Raw genomic sequence first — 21,923 nt, 5'->3', positions numbered from 1 at the left:
CCTTCGCCTCGCGTTCGGACCTAAACCAGCCGGATGACCATGCGACGGAGAGGGCTCTGGACCCACCAGCCCGGGTGCGGCCGCCGGTCGGCGGCCGCACCCGGTCCCCTGCTTTTTCCCGAGCGGGAAGGACCTCGGAACCGATGCAGACCGCCGTCGCCGATGGCGTCGCCGCGCCGAAGACCCTCGTCACCCGGGTCGTCGGCACCCCCCGGCTGACACGGCGTCACCATCACGGCCCGTTACGGCCGTACGCCTCCGCGACGCCGTGCCCCGCGGCCCGGGCAGGGGAGTGACCGATGCCTCCCAAGGTCGACGCCTTCCGCACCAGCGACGTCCTCAAGGGCCGTCAAGCGATGCCCGAGGGCAGCTTTCTCCACCACCTCCCCGGCGACACCTGGCCGCTGCTCGTCAGCACCTGGGGCCTGGACGCCCGTGTGTACGAACGCGACGAGGAGCTGCCGCTCGGACCGGGCGACGCAAACGTGTACATCGTCCTGGGCGGCTGCGTCCTTCAGGAGCGTTTCCCCTTCGGCACCGGGGTCGCCTCCCCCAGGATCACGAGGTTCCGCGGCGTCGGCGAACTCCTGGGCGAGGCCAAGCTGATCGACCCCGGGGCGGCGGTCACGACCGTCTGCCTGACCACGACCTGGGTCATGCCCTGCTCCGTACAGCGCATGAACGTCCTGCTGCGCCAACAGCAGGCCGCCCAACTGGCCCTGCTGCGCAGCCTGGAGGACCGTAACCGCAGCGACGAGATGATCTACTGCACCCCGACCCGCTCGCCCGTGCAGCGGGTCGGCGGTCTGCTGCTGCACCTGGCCGGGGTCGCCGGCCGGACGAACTCCGCCGACCCCGGCCACGTCACCATCCTGGGGCCGACCCAGCGGGACCTCGCCGACGCGCTCCTGATGGGCGTCTCCACGGTCGAGAACGCGGTCCGCACCCTGCGCGAGACCCACGGCGTGGTCACCAGCAAGTACCGGCAGTTCGTGGTGACGGACCGCCTCGCCCTGCGCGACATCGCCCTGCCCTCGTAGTCGCTCCCCACCCCGCGGCAACCGGCCCCCGTCAACAACGACTTCCCGCACCGTCGCAGGGCCCCGTGCAGGGTCAGGCGCGCTCCCACGAACGGATCGGACCACGATGATCCTCAGCTCGACCACCCTGGCGGCCGGCGCCGGCTCCCCAGTGGTGGTGGCCGCCCTGTCCGGCGCGGTCACGGCCGCCCTCGCACTCCTCGGGATCCGCCACGGCCGGCAGGTGTTCGCCTGGATGAAGAAGACCCGCGACACCGACGACAACGCCAAGGACCTCGACGACGCCGACAGCTACCTCAAGGAGACCTTCGAGAAGCTGTGCGAGCTCGCCCAGAAGCCCTGCCGGGCCGCCGACCTCGCCCCGCTGAGGAGGCTGCGCAACCTCATCAAGGCCTCCGCCGACCAGTTGGAGGTGATCCGCGCCGAACTGCACGATGTCGCGGAGCGCTTCGAGGGCTACCTCGCCACGGACCTCCCCCGGCTCACCGGCCCGGCAAGGGTGCCGCAGGCGGAGCTCGACGCACACATGGAGCGCGCGATGAAGCAGGAGCACGCCCGCGTGGAACTGGAACGCGCCGTGAGCAGGGCGCAGCAGCGGATCCGGGTCCTGCGCAAGGCCTGACCAGCCCGTGCGGGGCCTACGGCCACGGGTTCAGGCCCTCCTCGCGGCGCTGGGCGTACCCCGGTGTCGGGTCGAGGTACACCCGGCTCACCATGGGGAACACCTCCCGCAGCCGCGCTTCCGCCTGTTCGCAGGCCCACTCGATCTGGGCGGCCGTGGACACGTCCCGGAAGTCGACCTTGGCCGCGACCAGCGCCTCACGCGGCCCCTGGACGAGGGTCGTGAGCTCCAGTACGGCCTCCACGTGCTCCACGGCCAGCAGTTCGGCCCGGATCCGCTCCCGCACCGACTTGGGCAGGGGGCGGCCGATCAGCAGCTCGGCGTTGGAGCGGCCGAGGACCCAGGCGACGTACAGCAGGAGGAGGCCGATGGAGAGCGACGCGATGCCGTCCCAGACGCCGGAGCCGGTGAGCTGCCCGCCGAGCAGACCGCCCGCGGCGAGGACGAGACCGATCAGCGCGGCCAGGTCCTCCATGACGACGGCCTTCACGGCGGTGTCCGGGGTGTACCGGAGGTAGCGCTTGAAGGGCGCCCCGATGCGCTCCGCCTCACCGCGTGCCTGGCGCACGCCGGTGCGCAGGGAGTAGCCCTCCAGGAGGAAGGCGGCCACCAGCACGACATAGGACACGAGCGGATCGCCCAACTCCTCGCCCGCGACGAGGGTGTGGACGCCGTCGTAGATCGAGAAGACCGCGCCGCCGACGAAGGTGGCGACGGCGGCGAGCATCGCCCAGATGTAGCGTTCGGGGCCGTAGCCCAGCGGATGGTCCTCGTCGGCCGGTTTCTCGCTCCGCCTCAGCGCGGTCAGCAGCAGCACCTCGGTGACCGTGTCGGCCACCGAGTGCGCCGCCTCGGACAGCATCGCGCTCGATCCGCTGATGACGCCCGCGACCGCCTTGGCCAACGCGATCCCGAGGTTGGCGAGGGCGGCGACGATCACCGTGGCGGTGCTCTCACCGCCGCCGTCACCGTCGTCCCGTGCAGCTTCCGCTTCAGTCATGCCCATGCCCCAGTCTTACCCGGCACGCCCCCGTCCTGTCGTCCGGGTCCTAACGGGGGATGCGGACCACGCCCTCCTGGATCACCGAAATGGCCAGCCGTCCGTCCTGTGTGTAGATACGGGCCTGGCCGAGGCCCCGGCCTCCGGAGGCGGACGGCGACTCCTGGTCGTACAGGAGCCATTCGTCGGCGCGGAACGGGCGGTGGAACCACATGGCGTGGTCCAGCGAGGCCCCGACCACGTCACCGGTGACCCAGCCGCCGCGTCCGTGCGCGAGCAGGATCGAGTCGAGGAGCGTCATGTCGGAGACATAGGTGGCGAGGACGACATGGAGGAGTGGATCGTCGGCCAGTTTGCCGTTGGTGCGGAACCACACCTGGGAGTGCGGTTCACGGGGCTCGCCCACGGTGCCGTACGGCGGCGCGTCGACGTACCGCAGATCGACGGACTCGCGCGATTCGAGGAGCCGTTCCACGACGGCGGCGTCCTTGAAGACGTCGGCGTACAGCGGCAGCAGCTCGGCGGCCGTGGGCAGCGACTCCGGGTCGGGCGCGGGCGGCATCGGGGCCTGGTGCTCCATGCCCTCCTCGTACGTCTGGAAGGACGCGGAGAGGTGGAAGATCGGCTGCCCGTGCTGGATGGCGACGACGCGGCGGGTGGTGAAGGAGCGTCCGTCGCGGATGCGGTCCACCGTGTACACGATGGGCGCGCCGGGGTCCCCCGGCCGCAGGAAGTACGCGTGCAGGGAGTGGGCGTGCCGGTCCTCGGGGACCGTGCGCCCGGCGGCCACCAGTGCCTGCGCCGCCACCTGTCCGCCGAAGACGCGCGGGACGACGGCGGACTGGGACCGGCCGCGGAAGATGTTCTCCTCGATCCGCTCCAGGTCGAGCAGATCGAGGAGAGACTGAAGTGCCTCGCTCATGTGCCAGTTGTACCGTGCGGTTGTTTCCGGTGATCTTTCGCGGGCCTTACAGGCCCATGTCCTTCGCGATGATCGTCTTCATGATCTCGCTGGTGCCGCCGTAGATGCGGTTGACGCGGTTGTCCGCGTACAGGCGGGCGATCGGGTACTCGTTCATGAAGCCGTAGCCGCCGTGCAGCTGGAGGCAGCGGTCGATGACGCGGTGCGCGACCTCGGTGCAGAACAGCTTGGCGCTGGCGGCCTCGGCCGGGGTCAGCTCGCCGGCGTCCAGGGCCTCCAGGGCGCGGTCGGCGACGGCCTCGGCGGCGTCCACCTCGGCCTGGCAGGCGGCCAGCTCGAACTTGGTGTTCTGGAAGTGGGCGACCGGCTTGCCGAAGACGGTGCGCTCCTGCACATACTCCTTGGCGAACCGGACGGCGGCCTTGGCCTGCGCGTACGCGCCGAAGGCGATGCCCCAGCGCTCGGAGGGCAGGTTGCCGCCGAGGTAGTAGAAGCCCTTGTTCTCCTCGCCGAGCAGGTCCTCGGCCGGGACCTTCACATCGACGAACGCCAGCTCGGCGGTGTCGGAGGTCTTCAGGCCGAGCTTGTCCAGCTTGCGGCCGACCGAGTAGCCCTCGGACTTGGTGTCGACGGCGAAGAGGGAGATGCCGAAGCGGCGGTCCTCGGCGGTCGGCGCGGAGGTGCGGGCGCAGACGATCACGCGGTCGGCGTGCACGCCACCGGTGATGAAGGTCTTGGCGCCGTTGAGGACGTAGTGCGTGCCGTCCTCGGAGAGCTTCGCGGTGGTCTTCATGCCCGCGAGGTCGGAGCCGGTGCCCGGCTCGGTCATCGCGAGGGCCCACATCTCCTCGCCGGAGACGAACTTCGGCAGGAAGCGCTTCTTCTGCTCGTCGGTGGCGAGCGCCTTGATGTAGGGCAGGCCGAGCAGCACGTGCACACCGGAACCGCCGAAGGAGACACCCGCGCGGGCGGTCTCCTCGTACATCACGGCCTCGAACTTGTACGAGTCGATGCCGGCGCCGCCGTACTCCTCGTCCACGCGGATGCCGAAGACGCCGAGCTCGGCGAGCTTGTAGTAGAAGTCGCGCGGCGCCTGGCCCGCGGCGAACCACTCGTCGTAGACGGGAACGACCTCGGCCTCTATGAAGGCCCGCAGGGTCTCCCGGAACGCCTCGTGGTCCTCGTTGAACACCGTACGGCGCACCGCCGGCCCCTCTCTGCGCCTAAACCGGCGCCGCTCTCGCGGATGTGGTTGCTCGCCGTCGGGGTTGCTCAATGGATGGCTGCGGTCCCTTGGCTAAGCGCTTGCTCAGCACTCAGGTTACCCGTCGGTCACGACGACCGTCCAGAGCCTTCGGCCGCACGCCCCCATGACGCTCGTCACGCCCGCTCCAGCTCGGCCAGCCGGGCGAGAACGCGCTTCGGAAGCTCCGCGGCGGTCAGCCGGAACGGGGTCCAGCGGTCGTTGGAGTCCGGCTTCATCGACGCCGAGAACCGGAAGCGCCCCCTGCTGTTGGGCTCGGCGATCATCTCACCGAAGGTGCCGCTCGGTATCAGCCAGGCGGTCATGACCGTCCCCCGCTCGACATCCACGGCGACGAACAGCATGTCCAGGTCGGCCCGCGGCTGGAAGGTCTGAGAACGCACGAAGGCCATCAGCCTGCCCTGCTGCACCTGCGCCCCGGTGGACATCCGGGCCTTCACCTGTACCGCGAGGGTCGCCGAGCTCCCGCGCCGGTGGAAGACGAGGTCCACCCCTTCGTCGTCCACGAGCGAGGTGGAGACGTTCAGCTCACCGCCCGTGGCGAGGATGGCCGAGGCCGCGACCAGGTACTCGGCCGCCTTTCCCATCCGTGCGGCCGCCGGGCTCTTCTCCAGATAGTCCTCGTCTTCACTCATGGCGCGAACCTACCGAGCACGGGTGGCACGCGGCCGAAGAAGGCCACGATCACGGATCACCGAGCACCGAGCACGGCTCACGGCTCACGGCTCACGGCTCAACGCACCCATGGGCCCCACCACTTGGGCGGCGGCACGAACGTCTACTGGACCGCCGCCCCGGCCGCCGCCGCGAACGCCCCCCGCGCCATCCGGTGCAGCAGCTCGGACGTCCCCGCGCGCCCCGGCAGCACGCCGGGCCGGCCCAGGTGGGGCGTGGAGTTCAGCAGCCCGAACACCGAGTGCACCGCCGAGCGGGCGGCGGGTTCGGCGAGCCCCGGGTAGACCTCGCGCACGACCTCCACCCACAGCTCGACGTACTGCCGCTGCAGCTGCCGCACGAGCTTGCGGTCGCTGTCGCGGAGGCGGTCCAGCTCGCGGTCGTGCAGGGTGATCAGGGGGCGGTCGTCCAGCGCGAAGTCGATGTGCCCCTCGATGAGCGAGTCGAGCAGCGCCTCGGAGCTCCCGTCGGCCTCCGCCACCCGGCGCTTGCCGCCGGTGAGCAGCTGCCCGCTGATGCCCACCAGCAGTTCGGCGAGCATCGCGTCCTTGCCCGGGAAGTGCCGGTACAGACCGGGGCCGCTGATGCCGACCGCCGCCCCTATCTCGTCCACCCCGACGCCGTGGAAGCCGCGCTCGGCGAACAGCCGGGCGGCCTCCTTGAGGATCTGCTCGCGTCGGGTGGGGGCGTCGGTTCTCGTGGCCATGGAAGCAATTCTAGACAGGGACGTTAGCGGTCGTTAACCTGGACGACATGCGTTAACGCTCATTAACTGGTCGACCACTGGGTGAGGGGACCGCAGGAATGCACGAAGCACCGGAGCTGACGAGCGCGGCAGACCCCGCGTCGGAGGCCTGGCGGACCAACGAGGCGGCCCATCGCGCCCTCGGCGAGGAACTGCGCGCCAAGCTCGCCGAGGCGCGCCTCGGGGGCGGTGAGCGGGCCCGGGAGCGGCACACCGCGCGCGGGAAGCTGCTCCCGCGCGAGCGTGTGGACACGCTCCTCGACCCGGGCTCGCCCTTCCTCGAACTGGCCCCGCTGGCCGCCCACGGGATGTACGACGATCAGGCACCGGCCGCCGGAGTGATCGCCGGGATCGGCCGGGTCAGCGGCCGGGAGTGCGTGATCGTCGCCAATGACGCCACCGTCAAGGGCGGCACGTACTACCCGATGACCGTGAAGAAGCACCTGCGGGCGCAGGAGGTGGCGCTCGAGAACCGCCTCCCCTGTGTCTACCTCGTCGACTCCGGAGGCGCCTTCCTGCCCATGCAGGACGAGGTCTTCCCGGACCGCGAGCACTTCGGGCGGATCTTCTACAACCAGGCGCGGATGTCGGGGGCGGGGATCCCGCAGATCGCCGCCGTCCTCGGCTCGTGCACGGCCGGCGGCGCGTATGTCCCGGCGATGAGCGACGAGGCGGTGATCGTGCGCAACCAGGGCACGATCTTCCTCGGCGGGCCCCCGCTGGTGAAGGCCGCCACCGGTGAGGTCGTCACCGCCGAGGAGCTGGGCGGCGGCGAGGTCCACGCGCGCGTGTCGGGCGTCACCGACCACCTCGCGGAGGACGACGCGCACGCGCTGCGGATCGTCCGGAACATCGCGGCGACGCTCCCCGCGCGCGGGCCACTCCCCTGGGCGGTCGAGCAGTCCGTCGAGCCCAAGGTGGACCCGTACGGGCTCTACGGCGCGGTGCCCGTCGACTCCCGCACCCCCTATGACGTACGCGAGGTCATCGCGCGCGTGGTGGACGGTTCGCGCTTCGCCGAGTTCAAGGCGGAGTTCGGACAGACCCTGGTCACGGGCTTCGCACGGATCCACGGGCACCCGGTCGGGATCGTCGCCAACAACGGCATCCTGTTCTCCGAGTCCGCCCAGAAGGGCGCCCACTTCATCGAGCTGTGCGACCAGCGCGGCATCCCCCTGGTCTTCCTGCAGAACATCTCGGGCTTCATGGTGGGGCGCCAGTACGAGGCGGGTGGCATCGCCAAGCACGGCGCCAAGATGGTCACGGCAGTCGCCTGCACGCGTGTGCCCAAGCTGACCGTGGTGATCGGCGGTTCGTACGGCGCGGGCAACTACTCGATGTGCGGCCGGGCGTACTCACCGCGCTTCCTGTGGATGTGGCCCGGCGCCAAGATCTCCGTGATGGGCGGCGAGCAGGCCGCGTCCGTCCTCGCGACCGTCAAACGCGACCAGCTGGAGGCGCGCGGCGAGTCCTGGCCCGCCGAGGACGAGGACGCCTTCAAGGCCCCGATCCGCGCCCAGTACGAGCGGCAGGGCAGTGCCTACTACGCGACGGCCCGGCTGTGGGACGACGGCGTGATCGACCCGCTGGAGACCCGGCAGGTGCTGGGGCTCGCCCTGACCGCCTGCGCCAACGCGCCCCTGGGTCAACCCCAGTTCGGCGTCTTCCGGATGTGATGAGGGTGCCCGAGATGTTCGAGACAGTCCTTGTGGCCAACCGGGGCGAGATCGCCGTACGCGTCATCCGCACCCTGCGCGCGCTCGGCGTGCGCTCGGTCGCCGTCTTCTCCGACGCGGACGCCGACGCCCGGCATGTGCGCGAGGCGGACACGGCGGTACGGATCGGTCCGGCGCCGGCCGCCGAGAGCTATCTGTCGGTGGAGCGGCTCCTCGAAGCCGCCGCTCGCACCGGGGCCCAGGCGGTGCACCCCGGGTACGGCTTCCTCGCCGAGAACGCCTCGTTCGCGCGCGCGTGCGCCGACGCCGGGCTGGTCTTCATCGGCCCGCCCGCCGACGCGATCGCACTCATGGGCGACAAGATCCGCGCCAAGGAGACGGTGAAGGCGGCCGGGGTCCCGGTCGTTCCCGGCTCGTCCGGCAGCGGCCTCACGGACGCTCAGCTGGCCGAGGCCGCACGGGAGATCGGCATGCCCGTGCTGCTCAAGCCGTCGGCGGGCGGTGGCGGCAAGGGCATGCGGCTGGCGCGGGACGCGTCGGCACTGGGCGAGGAGATCGCCGCCGCCCGCCGCGAGGCCCGCGCCTCCTTCGGCGACGACACCCTCCTCGTCGAGCGCTGGGTCGACCGCCCCCGGCACATCGAGATCCAGGTCCTGGCCGACGGCCACGGCAACGTCGTCCACCTGGGCGAGCGCGAGTGCTCCCTCCAGCGCCGCCACCAGAAGATCATCGAGGAGGCGCCCAGTGTGCTCCTCGACGCCGACACCCGCGCGGCGATGGGCGAGGCGGCGGTCCAGGCGGCCCGCTCCTGCGGGTACGAGGGCGCGGGCACGGTCGAGTTCATCGTCCCCGGCTCCGACCCGTCGTCGTACTTCTTCATGGAGATGAACACCCGCCTCCAGGTGGAGCACCCGGTCACCGAGCTGGTCACGGGGCTCGACCTGGTGGAGTGGCAGCTGCGGGTCGCCGCGGGCGAGCGGCTGCCGTACAGGCAGCAGGACATCACCCTCACCGGGCACGCGGTGGAGGCACGCATCTGCGCCGAGGACCCGGCGCGCGGCTTCCTGCCGTCCGGCGGCACGGTGCTCGCCCTGCACGAGCCCCAGGGCGACGGCATGCGCACCGACTCGGGGCTGAGCGAGGGCACGGAGGTCGGTTCGCTCTACGACCCGATGCTGTCCAAGGTCATCGCGTACGGGCCGGACCGCGCGACCGCGCTGCGCAAGCTGCGCGCCGCCCTCGCGCAGACGGTCACGCTCGGCGTGCAGACCAACGCCGGGTTCCTGCGGCGGCTGCTGGCCCATCCGGCGGTGGTGGCGGGGGACCTGGACACCGGGTTGGTGGAGCGGGTGGCGGACGAACTCGCCGCGCGGGCGGTCCCGGCGGAGGTGTACGCGGCGGCGGCGCTGCTGCGCCAGGCGGCCCTCGGCCCCCGGGCTTCCGGGGCCCCGGTGGCCTTCGGGACCTCCGAAGCCCCCGGCTGGGTCGATCCGTTCTCCGTCCCGGACGGCTGGCGCCTGGGCGGCGCGCCTGCCTGGACGGCTCACCCTGTGCGGCTGCCGGGGCACGATCCCGTGACCGTCCGCGTGCGCCGCGCGGCGGACGGCGGCGTCGAGCTGCTGCTCGAAGGCGAGGAGCGGCCCCTCCGGGGAACCCTCCCCGTGCCCGCCGAAGGGTCCGGCGCGTCCCGGTTCACCTTCCGGCTCGACGGTGTCACCCACACCTTCGCCGCCCTGCCGGACGGCACCTGGCTCGGCCGCGAGGGTGACGCCTGGCACGTGCGCGACCACGACCCCGTGGCCGCCTCCCTCACCGGCGCCGCGCACGCCGGAGCGGACTCGCTCACCGCGCCCATGCCCGGCACAGTGACCGTGGTGAAGGTGGCCGTGGGGGACGAAGTGGCCGTCGGGCAGAGCCTGTTGGTGGTGGAGGCGATGAAGATGGAGCACGTCATCTCGGCCCCGCATGCCGGGACCGTCAGCGAGCTGGACGTCACCCCGGGCACGACCGTCGCCATGGACCAGGTGCTGGCCGTGATCACGCCGTACGAGGAGACCACATCGTACGAGGAGACGACATGAGTACCCCCGAACTGGGCCTCCCCATGGCCGTGGCGGCCCCGGACCTGCCCGCCCGGGTGCGGATCTACGAGGTCGGCGCGCGTGACGGGCTGCAGAACGAGAAGGCGACCGTGCCGACGGACGTCAAGGCCGAGTTCATCCGGCGCCTCGCCGACGCGGGCCTGACCACCGTCGAGGCCACCAGCTTCGTCCACCCCGAGTGGGTGCCCCAACTGGCGGACGCGGAGCAGCTGTTCCCGCTCGTGAGCGACCTGGGCAAGTCCTCGGGGGTGCACCTCCCGGTCCTCGTGCCCAACCAACGGGGTCTGGACCGGGCGCTGGCCCTCGGCGCCCGCCATGTCGCCCTCTTCGCCAGCGCGACGGAGTCCTTCGCGAAGGCGAATCTCAACCGGACGGTCGACGAGTCCCTGGCCATGTTCGAGCCGGTGGTGTCCCGGGCCAAGGCGGACAAGGTGCACGTCCGCAGCTATATCTCGATGTGTTTCGGCGACCCTTGGGAGGGCGCCGTCCCCATCCACCAGGTCGTGCGCGTCTGCAAGGCCCTGATGGACATGGGCTGCGACGAGCTGAGCCTCGGCGACACGATCGGGGTGGCCACGCCGGGCCATGTGCAGACCCTTCTCTCCAAGCTGAACGAGGAGGGCGTGCCGACCAGCGCGCTCGGCGTGCACTTCCACGACACCTACGGCCAGGCGCTCGCCAACACCCTGGCCGCCCTCCAGCACGGCGTCGCCACCGTCGACGCCTCCGCGGGCGGCCTCGGCGGCTGCCCCTACGCCAAGTCCGCGACCGGCAACCTCGCCACCGAAGACCTCGTATGGATGCTCCAGGGCCTCGGTATCGACACCGGGGTCGACCTCGGCCGTCTCACCGCCACCAGCGTGTGGATGGCCGGACAGCTGGGCCGACCCAGCCCGTCCCGCACCGTCAAAGCCCTCTCCCACCAGGAGTGATCCTCATGTCCCTGGACCACCGCCTCTCCCCCGAACTCGAAGAACTCCGCCGCACGGTCGAGGAGTTCGCGCACGACGTCGTGGCCCCGAAGATCGGCGACTTCTACGAGCGGCACGAGTTCCCGTACGAGATCGTGCGGGAGATGGGCCGCATGGGCCTGTTCGGACTGCCGTTCCCCGAGGAGTACGGCGGTATGGGCGGCGACTACCTCGCCCTCGGGATCGCCCTGGAGGAGCTCGCCCGCGTCGACTCCTCCGTGGCCATCACCCTGGAGGCGGGCGTCTCGCTCGGCGCGATGCCGATCCATCTCTTCGGCACGGAGGCCCAGAAGCGGGAGTGGCTCCCCCGTCTCTGCTCCGGCGAGATCCTCGGCGCCTTCGGCCTGACGGAGCCGGACGGCGGCTCGGACGCCGGCGCGACCCGTACGACCGCCCGTCTCGACCCGGACACCGACGAGTGGGTGATCAACGGCAGCAAGTGCTTCATCACCAACTCGGGCACGGACATCACGGGCCTGGTCACGGTCACCGCGGTCACCGGCCGCAAGCCCGACGGCAAGCCGCTGATCTCCGCGATCATCGTCCCGTCCGGCACTCCCGGCTTCACGGTCGCCGCCCCGTACTCGAAGGTCGGCTGGAACGCCTCCGACACCCGTGAGCTGTCCTTCGCCGACGTCCGCGTCCCGGCCGCGAACCTGCTCGGCGAGGAGGGCCGGGGCTACGCCCAGTTCCTGCGCATCCTCGACGAGGGCCGTATCGCCATCGCGGCCCTGGCGACGGGCCTCGCGCAGGGCTGCGTCGACGAGTCGGTGAAGTACGCCAAGGAGCGGCACGCGTTCGGCCGTCCGATCGGCGCGAACCAGGCCATCCAGTTCAAGATCGCCGACATGGAGATGAAGGCCCACATGGCCCGCGTCGGCTGGCGCGACGCCGCGTCCCGTCTCCTCGCGGGCGAGCCCTTCAAGAAGGAGGCGGCGGTCGCCAAGCTCTACTCCTCCACCATCGCCGTCGACAACGCCCGCGACGCCACCCAGGTCCACGGCGGCTACGGCTTCATGAACGAGTACCCGGTGGCCCGCATGTGGCGCGACTCCAAGATCCTGGAGATCGGCGAGGGCACGAGCGAGGTGCAGCGGATGCTGATCGCGCGGGAGTTGGGGCTGGTGGGCTGAGCGCCCCTGCCCTTCGGAACGGACCTCGGCCACGCCAAGGCCCCCTTTCATGGTGATCAGGACGTCAGAGTGGCGCCGATCGCGGGGGTCTTGGTGTTGCTGAACGGGCCCCGGGCCGGACCCAGTCGTCCCGGCCCGTACCTCGTGCGGAGCAGGGCCACCGTCAAGCAGCGGCGAAACGCTCTCCCCCTCACCGGTCGGGGGCCGAGGCCATGGGACCCTGTTGGCAAATCCGCAGCGGAGCCATCCTCCGTGGAAGTCGTGAGCACTAGATCGATTTAGTGCTCACGACTTCCGGCACACATGCCGGGCAGCCGACATGACCGACCGGATTCGCCAACAGCATCCCATGGGCCCGGCCCCCGACCGGTTCTGCGTTCACCGGGAACAAAACACCTGACAAAATCGTCGACAATCTCGTCGACACGTCTTGCGCCGGGATGGACGCCGGGCTACGTTCCTTCGCCGTACCGCCAACCCCCCAGCACATTCCACGAGTTCCGTCGTCCGACCAGCGATTGGAGACCGAGCATGGCCACGCTGTCCAGATGGTGTCGGTGGAAATCAGCCACCTTCATGGCCACCCTCGCCACCGCCCTCACCCTCGTGACCGGCGTAAGCGTGGCACTGGCCGCCGGCGCGACCGGCGCGACCGGCGACACGCGGGCCTCCGCCGCCACCGGCGCGACCACGACGAGCGTCACGTCCTCCGGCATCGCGCCGGCCATGTCCTGCGCCGGCCTCACGTCGCAGGACCTCGCCGCCGCCGTCCCCGGCGTGCCCTTCGAGATCACCTCGGCCACGGAGCTGGCCGCGGGCAGCAACACCCTGGGCAACTGGGCGGCCTGTGACGTGAAGGGCGTGATCGCCCCGCAGATCCACTTCGAGATAAAGCTGCCCCAGACCGGCTGGCAGGCGAACTACCTCCAGGTCGGCTGCGGCGGCCTCTGTGGCAACGTGAACGTGACCAGCGCCCCCGCCTCGGCCGGCTGTGTCCCCCTGACCAGCGGCGCCTTCGCCGTAGCCTCCAGCGACGAGGGCCACTACCAGGGCGGCGGCCTGTTCTCCGCCGACCCGACGCTGCGCGCCGACTTCGGCTACAAGTCCGACCACCAGCTCGCCCAGGCCGCCAAGGCCGTCATCGAGCAGTACTACGGGCAGGCGGCCACCCACGCGTACTTCGACGGCTGTTCGCAGGGCGGCCACCAGGCCCTGACGGAGGCTCAGCGCTACCCGACCGACTTCGACGGGATCATCGCCGGTGCCCCGGCCAACAACTTCACGGCGCTGAACACCTTCTCGCACGCCTGGACCGCCCAGTCGGTCTACCTCGACGGCGGCCCGGCCACGATCACCAACGCCGACCTCGCCGCGCTGCACGCGGCCGTACTCAAGGGCTGTGGCGCGCCCGCGGACGGAATCATCGCCGACCCGCTGAGCTGCACCTGGGACCCGGCGGCCGTCCGGTGCGCGGCCGGACAGACCTCCACGGCCGACGACTACTGCCTGACGGCGGACCAGGTCACCACCCTGCGCCGGATCTACGCGGGGCCGACCGACGAGAACGGCAGGCTGCTGTACCCGGGTTACCAGTTGCGTGGCTCCGAGCTGAACTGGGCCGGGATCATCACACCGGCCACGGCCACCGGCGCCTCCGGCGACATCAGCTTCGTCCGCGAGACCCTCCGCTACCAGATCTTCGACAGCCCGCAGCCGACGCTGACGTACAAGGACGTCAAGTTCACCGCGGCCTACTACAAGAAGGTCATGGAGCCCAACGAGGGCATGTACGACGCGACCGACCCGAACCTGAAGGCGTTCAAGGCGGCCGGCGGCAAGCTGATCCTCTGGCACGGTCTGGGCGACCAGCACATCCCCGCGGTCGGAACCATGGCGTACTACAAGGCGGTTGAGAAGGTCATGGGCGGCAGCGCGGCGACCGGGAGCTTCGCCCGGCTGTTCCTGCTCCCCGGCGTCGCGCACTGCGGCGGCGGCCAGGGCCCGAACACCTTCGACGCGCTGACCGCGATGACCGACTGGGTCACCGAGGGCGAGGCCCCGAGCAGCCTGACGACCAGGTCCGTGAACAGCGGCGGCAACACCACCGCCACCCGCCCCGTCTACCCCTTCCCCTACGTGGCCCAGAACACCACGGGCGGCCCGGCGGACGACGCGAGCAGCTACACCCCCGTCAAGTCCACCGCCGAGGCCCGTCTGACGCTCGACTGGCTCGGTTCCTTCCGCTCCGGCTACGAGACGGTCGGCAACTGGGTGCACGGCAAGTGGGTGGTCTCCAGGGGCAAGGCCTGATCGCCTGATGTGAGCACCGACAGCGAGCGACAGCGACCGAATACGGTGTCGCGGCCCCCGGCCTCCGCCGGGGGCCGCGACGCCGTGGCAGCCGCTCCGGACGACCCCCACCTGAACAACTACTGAGGTTAGGCTAACCTACCTTCGAACTTGTCCGGCGGGCGCCACGCCCCGTGCCGAAAGCAGCCACTCTCATGTCCAACGCCCGTGCCACTCACCTCACCCGTCGCGGCATCCTCGCCGCCGGCGGCGCCCTCGGCCTCGGTGCCGTCCTCGCCGCCTGTGGCGACGACGACGCGAAAAGCGGTGGCGCGGACTCGACGAAGGCCGCCGCCGCCAAGTCCGGTCCCTGGACGTTCAAGGACGACCGCGGTACGACCGTGAAGCTGGACAGGATCCCGGCGAACATCGTCGCCTTCATCGGTGTCGCCGCCGCCCTCCACGACTACGGCATCGAGGTCAAGGGCGTCTTCGGCCCGACCACGACCAAGGACGGCAAGGCCGATGTCCAGGCCGGCGACATGGATGTCAGCAAGCTGACCGTCCTCGGCAACGAGTGGGGCCAGTTCAACATCGAGAAGTACGCGGCCCTCGCGCCCGACGTGCTGATCTCCACCATGTTCGACTCCGCCGGCACCCTCTGGTACGTCCCCGAGGAGTCCAAGGACAAGATCCTCAAGCTCGCCCCGAGCGTCGGCATCTCCGTCTACGACCGCCAGATGCCCGCGTCGCTGCAGCGCATGCTCGCGCTCGCCGTGTCGCTGGGCGCCGACGCGAAGTCCGCCGGGATCGCCGACGCCAAGAAGAAGTTCGAGACGGCCGCCGAGCGGCTGCGCGCCGCGGCCAAGGCCCGCCCGGAGATCAAGGTGCTCGCCGGTTCCGCGAGCCAGGACATCTTCTACGTCTCCGGCTCCAACCTCTCCATCGACCTGGAGTACTTCAAGGCGCTCGGCGTGAACATCGTCGAGCCGTCCGCCAAGGCCCTGAAGGCCAGCGGCGGCTGGTTCGAGAACCTGAGCTGGGAGAACGTCGACAAGTACCCGGCGGACATCATCATCATGGACGACCGCAGCGCGACCATCCAGCCGGCCGACATCACCGAGGCCACCTGGAAGAAGCTGCCCGCCGTCAAGGCCGACCAGGTCATCGCCCGCTCCCCCGAGCCGATCGTGTCGTACGACAAGTGCACCCCGCTTCTCGACAACCTCGCCCAGGCGATCGAGAACGCCAAGAAGGTCGCCTGACACCCGCACGGTGACACCTTGTCACGACCCCTGACGATGACTCAGGAGCACTGATGACGACGGCCGTAGCCGCCCCGTTCCGTTTCTTCTCCCTCCAGGTCGTACGGACGAGGCGGCTCGGCCCGTCCCTGGTCCGGATCACCTTCGCCGGCCGCGACCTGGCGGCCTTCGCCTCCCACGGCCGGGACCAGAGCCTCTCCCTCTTCCTGCCGCACCCCGGCCAGACCGACCCGGCCGTCCCCTTCGAGCTGGGCGAGGGCTGGTGGCAGGGCTGGCGCGAACTCCCCGACAACGTACGGGCGGTGATGCGCTCGTACACCCTGCGGGCGCTGCGCCGGGACGACCGGGGCCGTACCACCGAGATCGACATCGACTTCGTCCTGCACGGCGTGCAGCCGGACGCCGAGGTCCCCGCGGGTCCGGCGTCCCGGTGGGCCTCCCGCGCGGCGGCCGGTGACCGCGTCGTGCTGCTCGGCCCGGCGGTCGAGGACAACCGGGCGATCCGTTTCCGTCCGCCCGCCGACACCGACCTGGTCGTCCTGTGGGCGGACGAGACCGCGCTGCCCGCCGCCTCCGCGATCCTCGAATCCCTGCCCGCCGGCACCCGCGCCCGGGCCTGGCTGGAGGTCCAGCACGCCGAGGACGTCCAGGACCTGTTCGTCGCGGCCGACGCGGAGATCACCTGGCTGGTACGCGACGACGGGGTCCCCATGGCCGTCGACGCCGTACGGGCCGCGCAACTGCCGCCCACCGAGAGCCCGTACGCCTGGATCGCGGGCGAGTCCGGCTGTGTGAAGGAGCTGCGCCGCCATCTCGTGCGCGAGCGTGGCATCGACCGCAGACGGGTCACCTTCGTCGGCTACTGGCGGCGCGGGCTGACCGAGGAGCAACTGCGGGAGCAGGGGGAGTAGTTCAAAGGCGTGGCACACCTCTGACCGTTCAAACAGAGGCGTATGTCACTGAAGGTACGGGCGGGACGAGGTCGCTTGATCGACTTAGGTTAGGCTAACCTAAGTCGAACCCCGGGACCTCGTCCCTCTTCATGTCCCGGCCACCCCCCCGCCCCACCCCTCGCCCCACCCCGCACCCTCACCCCGTCCCGCTCGGACTCTCCCGCACGGAGGACCCCCACATGCGCTCGCACCTGCTCAATGACACGACCGCGGAGCGGTACCGCCGCTCCGTGACCGAAGGAATCGAGCGGGTGGCGGCCAAACTCGCCACGACCGAACGACCGTTCACGGGTGTCACGGTCGACGCCCTCGCTCCCCGTATCGAGCGGATCGACCTGGACCGCCCGCTGCACGACACCACCGCGGTCCTCGACGAGCTCGAAGAGGTCTACCTCCGGGACGCGATCTACTTCCACCACCCGCGCTATCTCGCGCACCTCAACTGCCCGGTGGTCATACCCGCCGTGCTCGGCGAGGCCGTCCTGTCCGCCGTCAACTCCTCCCTGGACACCTGGGACCAGTCGGCCGGCGGCACCCTCATCGAGCGCCGGCTCATCGACTGGACCAACGAGCGCATCGGCCTCGGCCCGGCCGCCGACGGCGTGTTCACCAGCGGCGGCAGCCAGTCCAACCTCCAGGCCCTGCTGCTGGCCCGCGAGGAGGCGAAGCCAGGGAGCGAACCGGGCGACACCGCCGCCAAACTCCGCATCTTCGCCTCCGAGGTCAGCCACTTCAGCGTCAAGAAGTCGGCCAAACTCCTGGGCCTCGGCGCGGACGCGGTCGTCTCCATCCCCGTCGACCACGACAAGCGCATGCAGACGCTCGCCCTCGCCCACGAGCTGGAGCGCTGCGAGCGCGACGGTCTGATCCCGATGGCCGTCGTCGCCACCGCCGGCACCACCGACTTCGGCTCCATCGACCCGCTGCCGGAGATCGCGGAGCTGTGCTCCCGGTTCGGCGCCTGGATGCACGTGGACGCGGCCTACGGCTGTGGTCTGCTCACCTCCCTGAAGAACCGGGACCGTCTCGATGGCATCGACCGGGCCGACTCGGTCACCGTCGACTACCACAAGTCCTTCTTCCAGCCGGTGAGTTCCTCCGCCGTACTGGTCCGCGACGCCGCCACCCTGCGCCACGCGACCTACCACGCGGAGTACCTGAACCCGCGCCGCATGGTCCAGGAGCGCATCCCCAACCAGGTCGACAAGTCCCTGCAGACCACCCGCCGCTTCGACGCGCTCAAGCTGTGGATGACCCTGCGCGTGATGGGCGCCGACGGCATCGGCGAACTCTTCGACGAGGTCTGCGACCTGGCCCAGGAGGGCTGGAAACTGCTCGCCGCCGACCCCCGCTTCGACGTGGTCGTGGAGCCGCCCCTGTCCACCCTCGTCTTCCGCTTCATCCCGGCCGCCGTCACCGACCCGGCCGAGATCGACCGCGCCAACCTGTACGCCCGCAAGGCCCTGTTCGCCTCCGGTGACGCCGTTGTCGCGGGCACCAAGGTCGGCGGCCGCCACTACCTGAAGTTCACCCTGCTCAACCCCGAGACCACGGCCGAGGACATCGCCGCCGTACTCGATCTGATCGCCGGCCACGCCGAGCAGTACCTGGGAGAGTCCCTTGACCGCGCTTCCTGAATCCATCGAAGCCACCGGAAAGACCTACGACTTCGTGGGCATCGGGCTCGGGCCCTTCAACCTCGGCCTCGCCTGCCTCACCGAGCCGATCGCCGAACTGGACGGCGTCTTCCTGGAGTCCAAGCCGGACTTCGAGTGGCACTCGGGGATGTTCCTGGAGGGCGCGCACCTGCAGACCCCGTTCATGTCGGACCTGGTGACCCTGGCCGACCCGACCTCCCCGTACTCCTTCCTCAACTACCTGAAGGAGTCCGGCCGGCTGTACTCCTTCTACATCCGCGAGAACTTCTACCCGCTCCGGGTGGAGTACGACGACTACTGCCGCTGGGCCGCGAACAGACTCACCAACGTCCGGTTCAGCACGACGGTGACCGAGGTGACGTACGAGGATGACGTGTACGTCATACGCACGGAGCCCGGCGAAACGTTTCGCGCCCGCCACCTCGTCCTCGGCACGGGCACCCCGCCCCACATCCCCGAGGCCTGTGCGGGCCTGGGCGGCGACTTCATTCACAACTCCCGCTATATGCAGCACAAAGCGGAGTTGCAGCGGAAGAAGTCGATCACGCTCGTCGGCAGCGGTCAGTCCGCCGCCGAGATCTACTACGACCTGCTCAGCGAGATCGACGTACACGGCTACCGGCTGAACTGGGTCACCCGCTCCCCGCGCTTCTTCCCCCTCGAATACACCAAACTCACGCTGGAGATGACCTCTCCGGAGTACATCGACTACTTCCACGCGCTGCCCGAGCCGACCCGCTACCGGCTGCAGACGGAGCAGAAGAGCCTGTTCAAGGGCATCGACGGCGAGCTGATCGACGCGATCTTCGACCTGCTCTACCAGAAGAACCTCGGCGGCCCCGTCCCGACCCGGCTGCTCACCAACTCCTCGCTGAACACGGCCGCCCACGAGAACGGCACGTACACCCTGGGGCTGTGCCAGGAGGAGCAGGGCAAGAACTACGAGCTGAGCTCCGAGGGCCTGATCCTGGCCACCGGCTACAAGTACGTCGAGCCCGAGTTCCTGAAGCCGGTCCGCGACCGGCTGCGCTACGACACCCGCGGCAACTTCGACGTGGCCCGCAACTACGCCGTCGACACCACGGGCCGCGGCGTCTTCCTCCAGAACGCGGGCGTCCACACGCACAGCATCACCAGCCCCGACCTGGGCATGGGCGCCTACCGCAACGCGTCCATCATCCGTGAGCTGCTCGGCACCGAGTACTACCCGGTCGAGAAGACGATCGCGTTCCAGGAGTTCGCCATATGAGCACCACCGACACCGTCCCGGACACCCTCACGGGTGTCTTCACCGTCCGGCCCCTCGACCCCCTCCACGACACCGGGCTGCTGCACGGCTGGGTGACGCACCCCAAGGCCGCCTTCTGGATGATGCAGGAGGCCAAACTGCACGACGTGGAGCGCGAGTACATGGCCATCGCGGCCAGCGACCACCACGAGGCGTTCCTCGGGCTGCACGACGGCGAGCCCGTCTTCCTGATGGAGAAGTACGACCCCCGGCACGTCGAGCTGGTCGGGCTGTACGAGCCCGAGCCCGGTGACGTCGGCATGCACTTCCTGGTCGCGCCGACGAACACGCCGGTGCACGGCTTCACCCGGGCCGTGATCACCGCGGTGATGGCGCACCTGTTCGCCGACCCGGCCACCCGGCGCGTCGTCGTCGAACCCGACGTGACCAACGAAGCCGTGCACGCGCTCAACCAGGCCGTCGGTTTTGTGCCCGAGCGGGAGATCCAGAAGCCGGAGAAGCGCGCGCTGCTGAGCTTCTGCACCCGGGAGCGGTTCGAGCAGGCGGCGGGGGTGGCCGTATGACCCTCGCCGACGCCGTGGCCCACCTCTCCCCCGAGCGCTGGGAGCGCGCCAACCGCCTCCTCGTCCGCAAGGCCCTCGCCGAGTTCGCGCACGAGCGGCTGATCACGCCGGAGGCCGACAGCGCCGGCGGGTACGTCGTCCGCAGCGACGACGGGCTCACCCGCTACCGCTTCACCGCCACCCGCCGCGCCCTCGACCACTGGCAGGTCGACGCCGGGTCGATCACCCGCCATCGCGACGGGACCGAACTCCCCCTGGCCGCCCTCGACTTCTTCATCGAGCTGCGGCAGGCGCTCGGCCTGAGCGACGAGGTCCTGCCGGTCTACCTGGAGGAGATCTCCTCCACGCTCTCCGGCACCTGCTTCAAACTCACCAAGCCGCAGATCCCGTCCGCCGAGCTCGCGAAGGCCTCCTTCCAGGAGATCGAGACCGGTATGACCGAGGGCCACCCCTGCTTCGTCGCCAACAACGGGCGGCTCGGCTTCGGCGTGCACGAGTACCTCTCGTACGCCCCCGAGACCGCGAGCCCGATCCGGCTGGTGTGGCTGGCCGCGCACCGCTCCCGGGCCGCCTTCACCGCGGGCGTGGGCATCGCGTACGAGTCCTTCGTGCGCGAGGAGCTGGGCGCCGGGACGGTCGAGCGGTTCGCCGCCACCCTCACGGACCAGGGCCTCGACCCCGAGGACTACCTCCTCATCCCCGTCCACCCCTGGCAGTGGTGGAACAAGCTCTCGGTGACCTTCGCGGCCGAGGTCGCCCAGCGCCGTCTGGTCTGCCTCGGCGAGGGCGACGACGAGTACCTGGCCCAGCAGTCCATCCGGACCTTCTTCAACAAGTCCACCCCCGAGAAGCACTACGTGAAAACGGCGCTCTCGGTCCTCAACATGGGCTTCATGCGCGGGCTCTCGGCCGCCTACATGGAGGCGACCCCGGCGATCAACGACTGGCTGGCCCAGCTCGTCGAGAACGACCCGGTGCTCAAGTCGACGGGCCTGTCGATCATCCGTGAGCGCGCCGCCGTGGGCTATCGCCACCTGGAGTACGAGGCCGCCACCGACCGCTACTCCCCGTACCGCAAAATGCTCGCCGCCCTGTGGCGCGAGAGCCCCGTGCCCTCGCTCCAGGACGGCGAGAGCCTCGCCACCATGGCCTCGCTCGTCCATGTCGACCACGCGGGCGCGTCCTTCGCGGGCGCGCTGATCGAGCGCTCGGGGCTGACGCCGGTGGAGTGGCTGCGCGGCTATCTGCGCGCCTACTTCACGCCGCTGCTGCACAGCTTCTACGCCTACGACCTGGTCTACATGCCGCACGGCGAGAACGTGATCCTGGTCCTCAAGGACGGCGTCGTGCGGCGCGCGATCTACAAGGACATCGCCGAGGAGATCGCCGTCATGGACCCGCAGGCGGTGCTGCCGCCCACGGTCGAGCGGATCCGCGTCGAGGTTCCCGAGGACAAGAAACTCCTGTCGATCTTCACGGACGTCTTCGACTGCTTCTTCCGCTTCCTCGCCGCCAACCTGGCCGCCGAGGGCATCGTCGAGGAGGACGTCTTCTGGCGTACGGTCGCGGACTGCGTACGGGAGTACCAGGAGTCGGCCCCCGAACTCGCCGACAAGTTCCGGCAGTACGACCTGTTCGCGCCGGAGTTCGCGCTGTCCTGCCTCAACCGCCTCCAACTGCGCGACAACAAGCAGATGGTGGACCTGGCGGATCCGTCCGGCGCGCTGCAGCTGGTCGGCAGCCTGAAGAATCCGATCGCGGGCCTCTGAAACCGGTGGGGCTCAGGAGTACGGTCC

At 70.2% G+C, this 21,923-nt stretch carries 19 protein-coding genes; 14 read left to right on the top strand and 5 right to left on the bottom strand.

Annotation, left to right across the window (positions count from 1 at the left end; all coding sequences use genetic code 11):
- The first annotated feature begins 143 nt into the window (after positions 1-143).
- The 3 genes from RV986_RS33530 (at position 144) to RV986_RS33520 (ending at position 1,662) form a co-directional block, all read left to right on the top strand.
- Entirely contained in the window at positions 144-296 is a 153-nt protein-coding gene (locus RV986_RS33530) for a hypothetical protein (protein WP_475920950.1), read from the top strand.
- Between the two features lie 3 nt (positions 297-299).
- On the top strand, positions 300-1,040 hold the full coding sequence (locus tag RV986_RS33525) for a helix-turn-helix domain-containing protein (RefSeq protein WP_475920949.1): 741 nt from the start codon (positions 300-302) through the stop codon (positions 1,038-1,040).
- Positions 1,041-1,146: 106 nt separating this feature from the next.
- Positions 1,147-1,662, top strand: coding sequence for a hypothetical protein (locus tag RV986_RS33520; RefSeq protein ID WP_475920948.1), 516 nt, complete (start codon positions 1,147-1,149; stop codon positions 1,660-1,662).
- A 16-nt stretch (positions 1,663-1,678) separates the two neighbouring features.
- On the opposite strand, the gene RV986_RS33515 is transcribed toward RV986_RS33520, so the two are convergent.
- From RV986_RS33515 to RV986_RS33495, 5 genes are all read right to left on the bottom strand, one after another.
- Positions 1,679-2,662 carry a cation diffusion facilitator family transporter gene (locus tag RV986_RS33515; RefSeq protein ID WP_475920947.1) on the bottom strand — a complete coding sequence of 328 codons (984 nt, stop codon included), beginning with the start codon at positions 2,660-2,662 and terminating at the stop codon, positions 1,679-1,681.
- A gap of 49 nt (positions 2,663-2,711) precedes the next feature.
- Positions 2,712-3,584 (bottom strand): acyl-CoA thioesterase II, encoded by an 873-nt coding sequence (gene tesB, locus RV986_RS33510; protein ID WP_475920946.1) that lies wholly within the window; start codon positions 3,582-3,584, stop codon positions 2,712-2,714.
- Between the two features lie 46 nt (positions 3,585-3,630).
- On the bottom strand, positions 3,631-4,788 hold the full coding sequence (locus tag RV986_RS33505) for an acyl-CoA dehydrogenase family protein (RefSeq protein ID WP_475920945.1): 1,158 nt from the start codon (positions 4,786-4,788) through the stop codon (positions 3,631-3,633).
- Positions 4,789-4,964: 176 nt separating this feature from the next.
- On the bottom strand, positions 4,965-5,483 hold the full coding sequence (locus RV986_RS33500; protein ID WP_475920944.1) for a hypothetical protein: 519 nt from the start codon (positions 5,481-5,483) through the stop codon (positions 4,965-4,967).
- 143 nt (positions 5,484-5,626) lie between these two features.
- The gene (locus RV986_RS33495) at positions 5,627-6,229 is read right to left on the bottom strand and encodes an SACE_7040 family transcriptional regulator (protein WP_475920943.1); all 603 of its coding nucleotides are present in this window, start codon (positions 6,227-6,229) and stop codon (positions 5,627-5,629) included.
- Between the two features lie 98 nt (positions 6,230-6,327).
- Between RV986_RS33495 and RV986_RS33490 the strand changes: the two genes are divergently transcribed.
- The 11 genes from RV986_RS33490 (at position 6,328) to RV986_RS33440 (ending at position 21,896) form a co-directional block, all read left to right on the top strand.
- On the top strand, positions 6,328-7,944 hold the full coding sequence (locus tag RV986_RS33490; protein ID WP_475920942.1) for a carboxyl transferase domain-containing protein: 1,617 nt from the start codon (positions 6,328-6,330) through the stop codon (positions 7,942-7,944).
- A 14-nt stretch (positions 7,945-7,958) separates the two neighbouring features.
- On the top strand, positions 7,959-10,025 hold the full coding sequence (locus RV986_RS33485) for an acetyl/propionyl/methylcrotonyl-CoA carboxylase subunit alpha (protein ID WP_475920941.1): 2,067 nt from the start codon (positions 7,959-7,961) through the stop codon (positions 10,023-10,025).
- Positions 10,022-10,978 (top strand): hydroxymethylglutaryl-CoA lyase, encoded by a 957-nt coding sequence (locus tag RV986_RS33480; RefSeq protein WP_475920940.1) that lies wholly within the window; start codon positions 10,022-10,024, stop codon positions 10,976-10,978. Before RV986_RS33485 ends, RV986_RS33480 begins: the two co-directional genes overlap by 4 nt.
- An 11-nt stretch (positions 10,979-10,989) precedes the next feature.
- The gene (locus tag RV986_RS33475; protein ID WP_475924528.1) at positions 10,990-12,150 is read left to right on the top strand and encodes an acyl-CoA dehydrogenase family protein; all 1,161 of its coding nucleotides are present in this window, start codon (positions 10,990-10,992) and stop codon (positions 12,148-12,150) included.
- A gap of 576 nt (positions 12,151-12,726) precedes the next feature.
- Positions 12,727-14,460, top strand: a complete 1,734-nt coding sequence (locus tag RV986_RS33470; protein ID WP_475920939.1) for a tannase/feruloyl esterase family alpha/beta hydrolase — start codon at positions 12,727-12,729, stop codon at positions 14,458-14,460.
- A gap of 194 nt (positions 14,461-14,654) precedes the next feature.
- The gene (locus RV986_RS33465; RefSeq protein ID WP_475920938.1) at positions 14,655-15,704 is read left to right on the top strand and encodes an ABC transporter substrate-binding protein; all 1,050 of its coding nucleotides are present in this window, start codon (positions 14,655-14,657) and stop codon (positions 15,702-15,704) included.
- A 53-nt stretch (positions 15,705-15,757) separates the two neighbouring features.
- Positions 15,758-16,615: a siderophore-interacting protein gene (locus RV986_RS33460; RefSeq protein ID WP_475920937.1), complete on the top strand. Its 858-nt coding sequence runs from the start codon at positions 15,758-15,760 to the stop codon at positions 16,613-16,615.
- 221 nt (positions 16,616-16,836) lie between these two features.
- The gene (desA, locus tag RV986_RS33455; protein WP_475920936.1) at positions 16,837-18,294 is read left to right on the top strand and encodes a lysine decarboxylase DesA; all 1,458 of its coding nucleotides are present in this window, start codon (positions 16,837-16,839) and stop codon (positions 18,292-18,294) included.
- Entirely contained in the window at positions 18,278-19,564 is a 1,287-nt protein-coding gene (locus tag RV986_RS33450) for a lysine N(6)-hydroxylase/L-ornithine N(5)-oxygenase family protein (protein ID WP_475920935.1), read from the top strand. The genes desA and RV986_RS33450 overlap by 17 nt, the downstream gene beginning before the upstream one ends.
- Positions 19,561-20,127 (top strand): GNAT family N-acetyltransferase, encoded by a 567-nt coding sequence (locus RV986_RS33445; RefSeq protein WP_475920934.1) that lies wholly within the window; start codon positions 19,561-19,563, stop codon positions 20,125-20,127. The genes RV986_RS33450 and RV986_RS33445 overlap by 4 nt, the downstream gene beginning before the upstream one ends.
- Positions 20,124-21,896 carry an IucA/IucC family protein gene (locus RV986_RS33440; RefSeq protein WP_475920933.1) on the top strand — a complete coding sequence of 591 codons (1,773 nt, stop codon included), beginning with the start codon at positions 20,124-20,126 and terminating at the stop codon, positions 21,894-21,896. The genes RV986_RS33445 and RV986_RS33440 overlap by 4 nt, the downstream gene beginning before the upstream one ends.
- Positions 21,897-21,923 lie beyond the last annotated feature (27 nt).

This window comes from Streptomyces sp. RLA012, assembly GCF_056270325.1.
The sequence above is the reverse complement of the archived record's forward strand: the minus strand, read 5'-3'. Positions and strand labels throughout refer to the sequence as shown.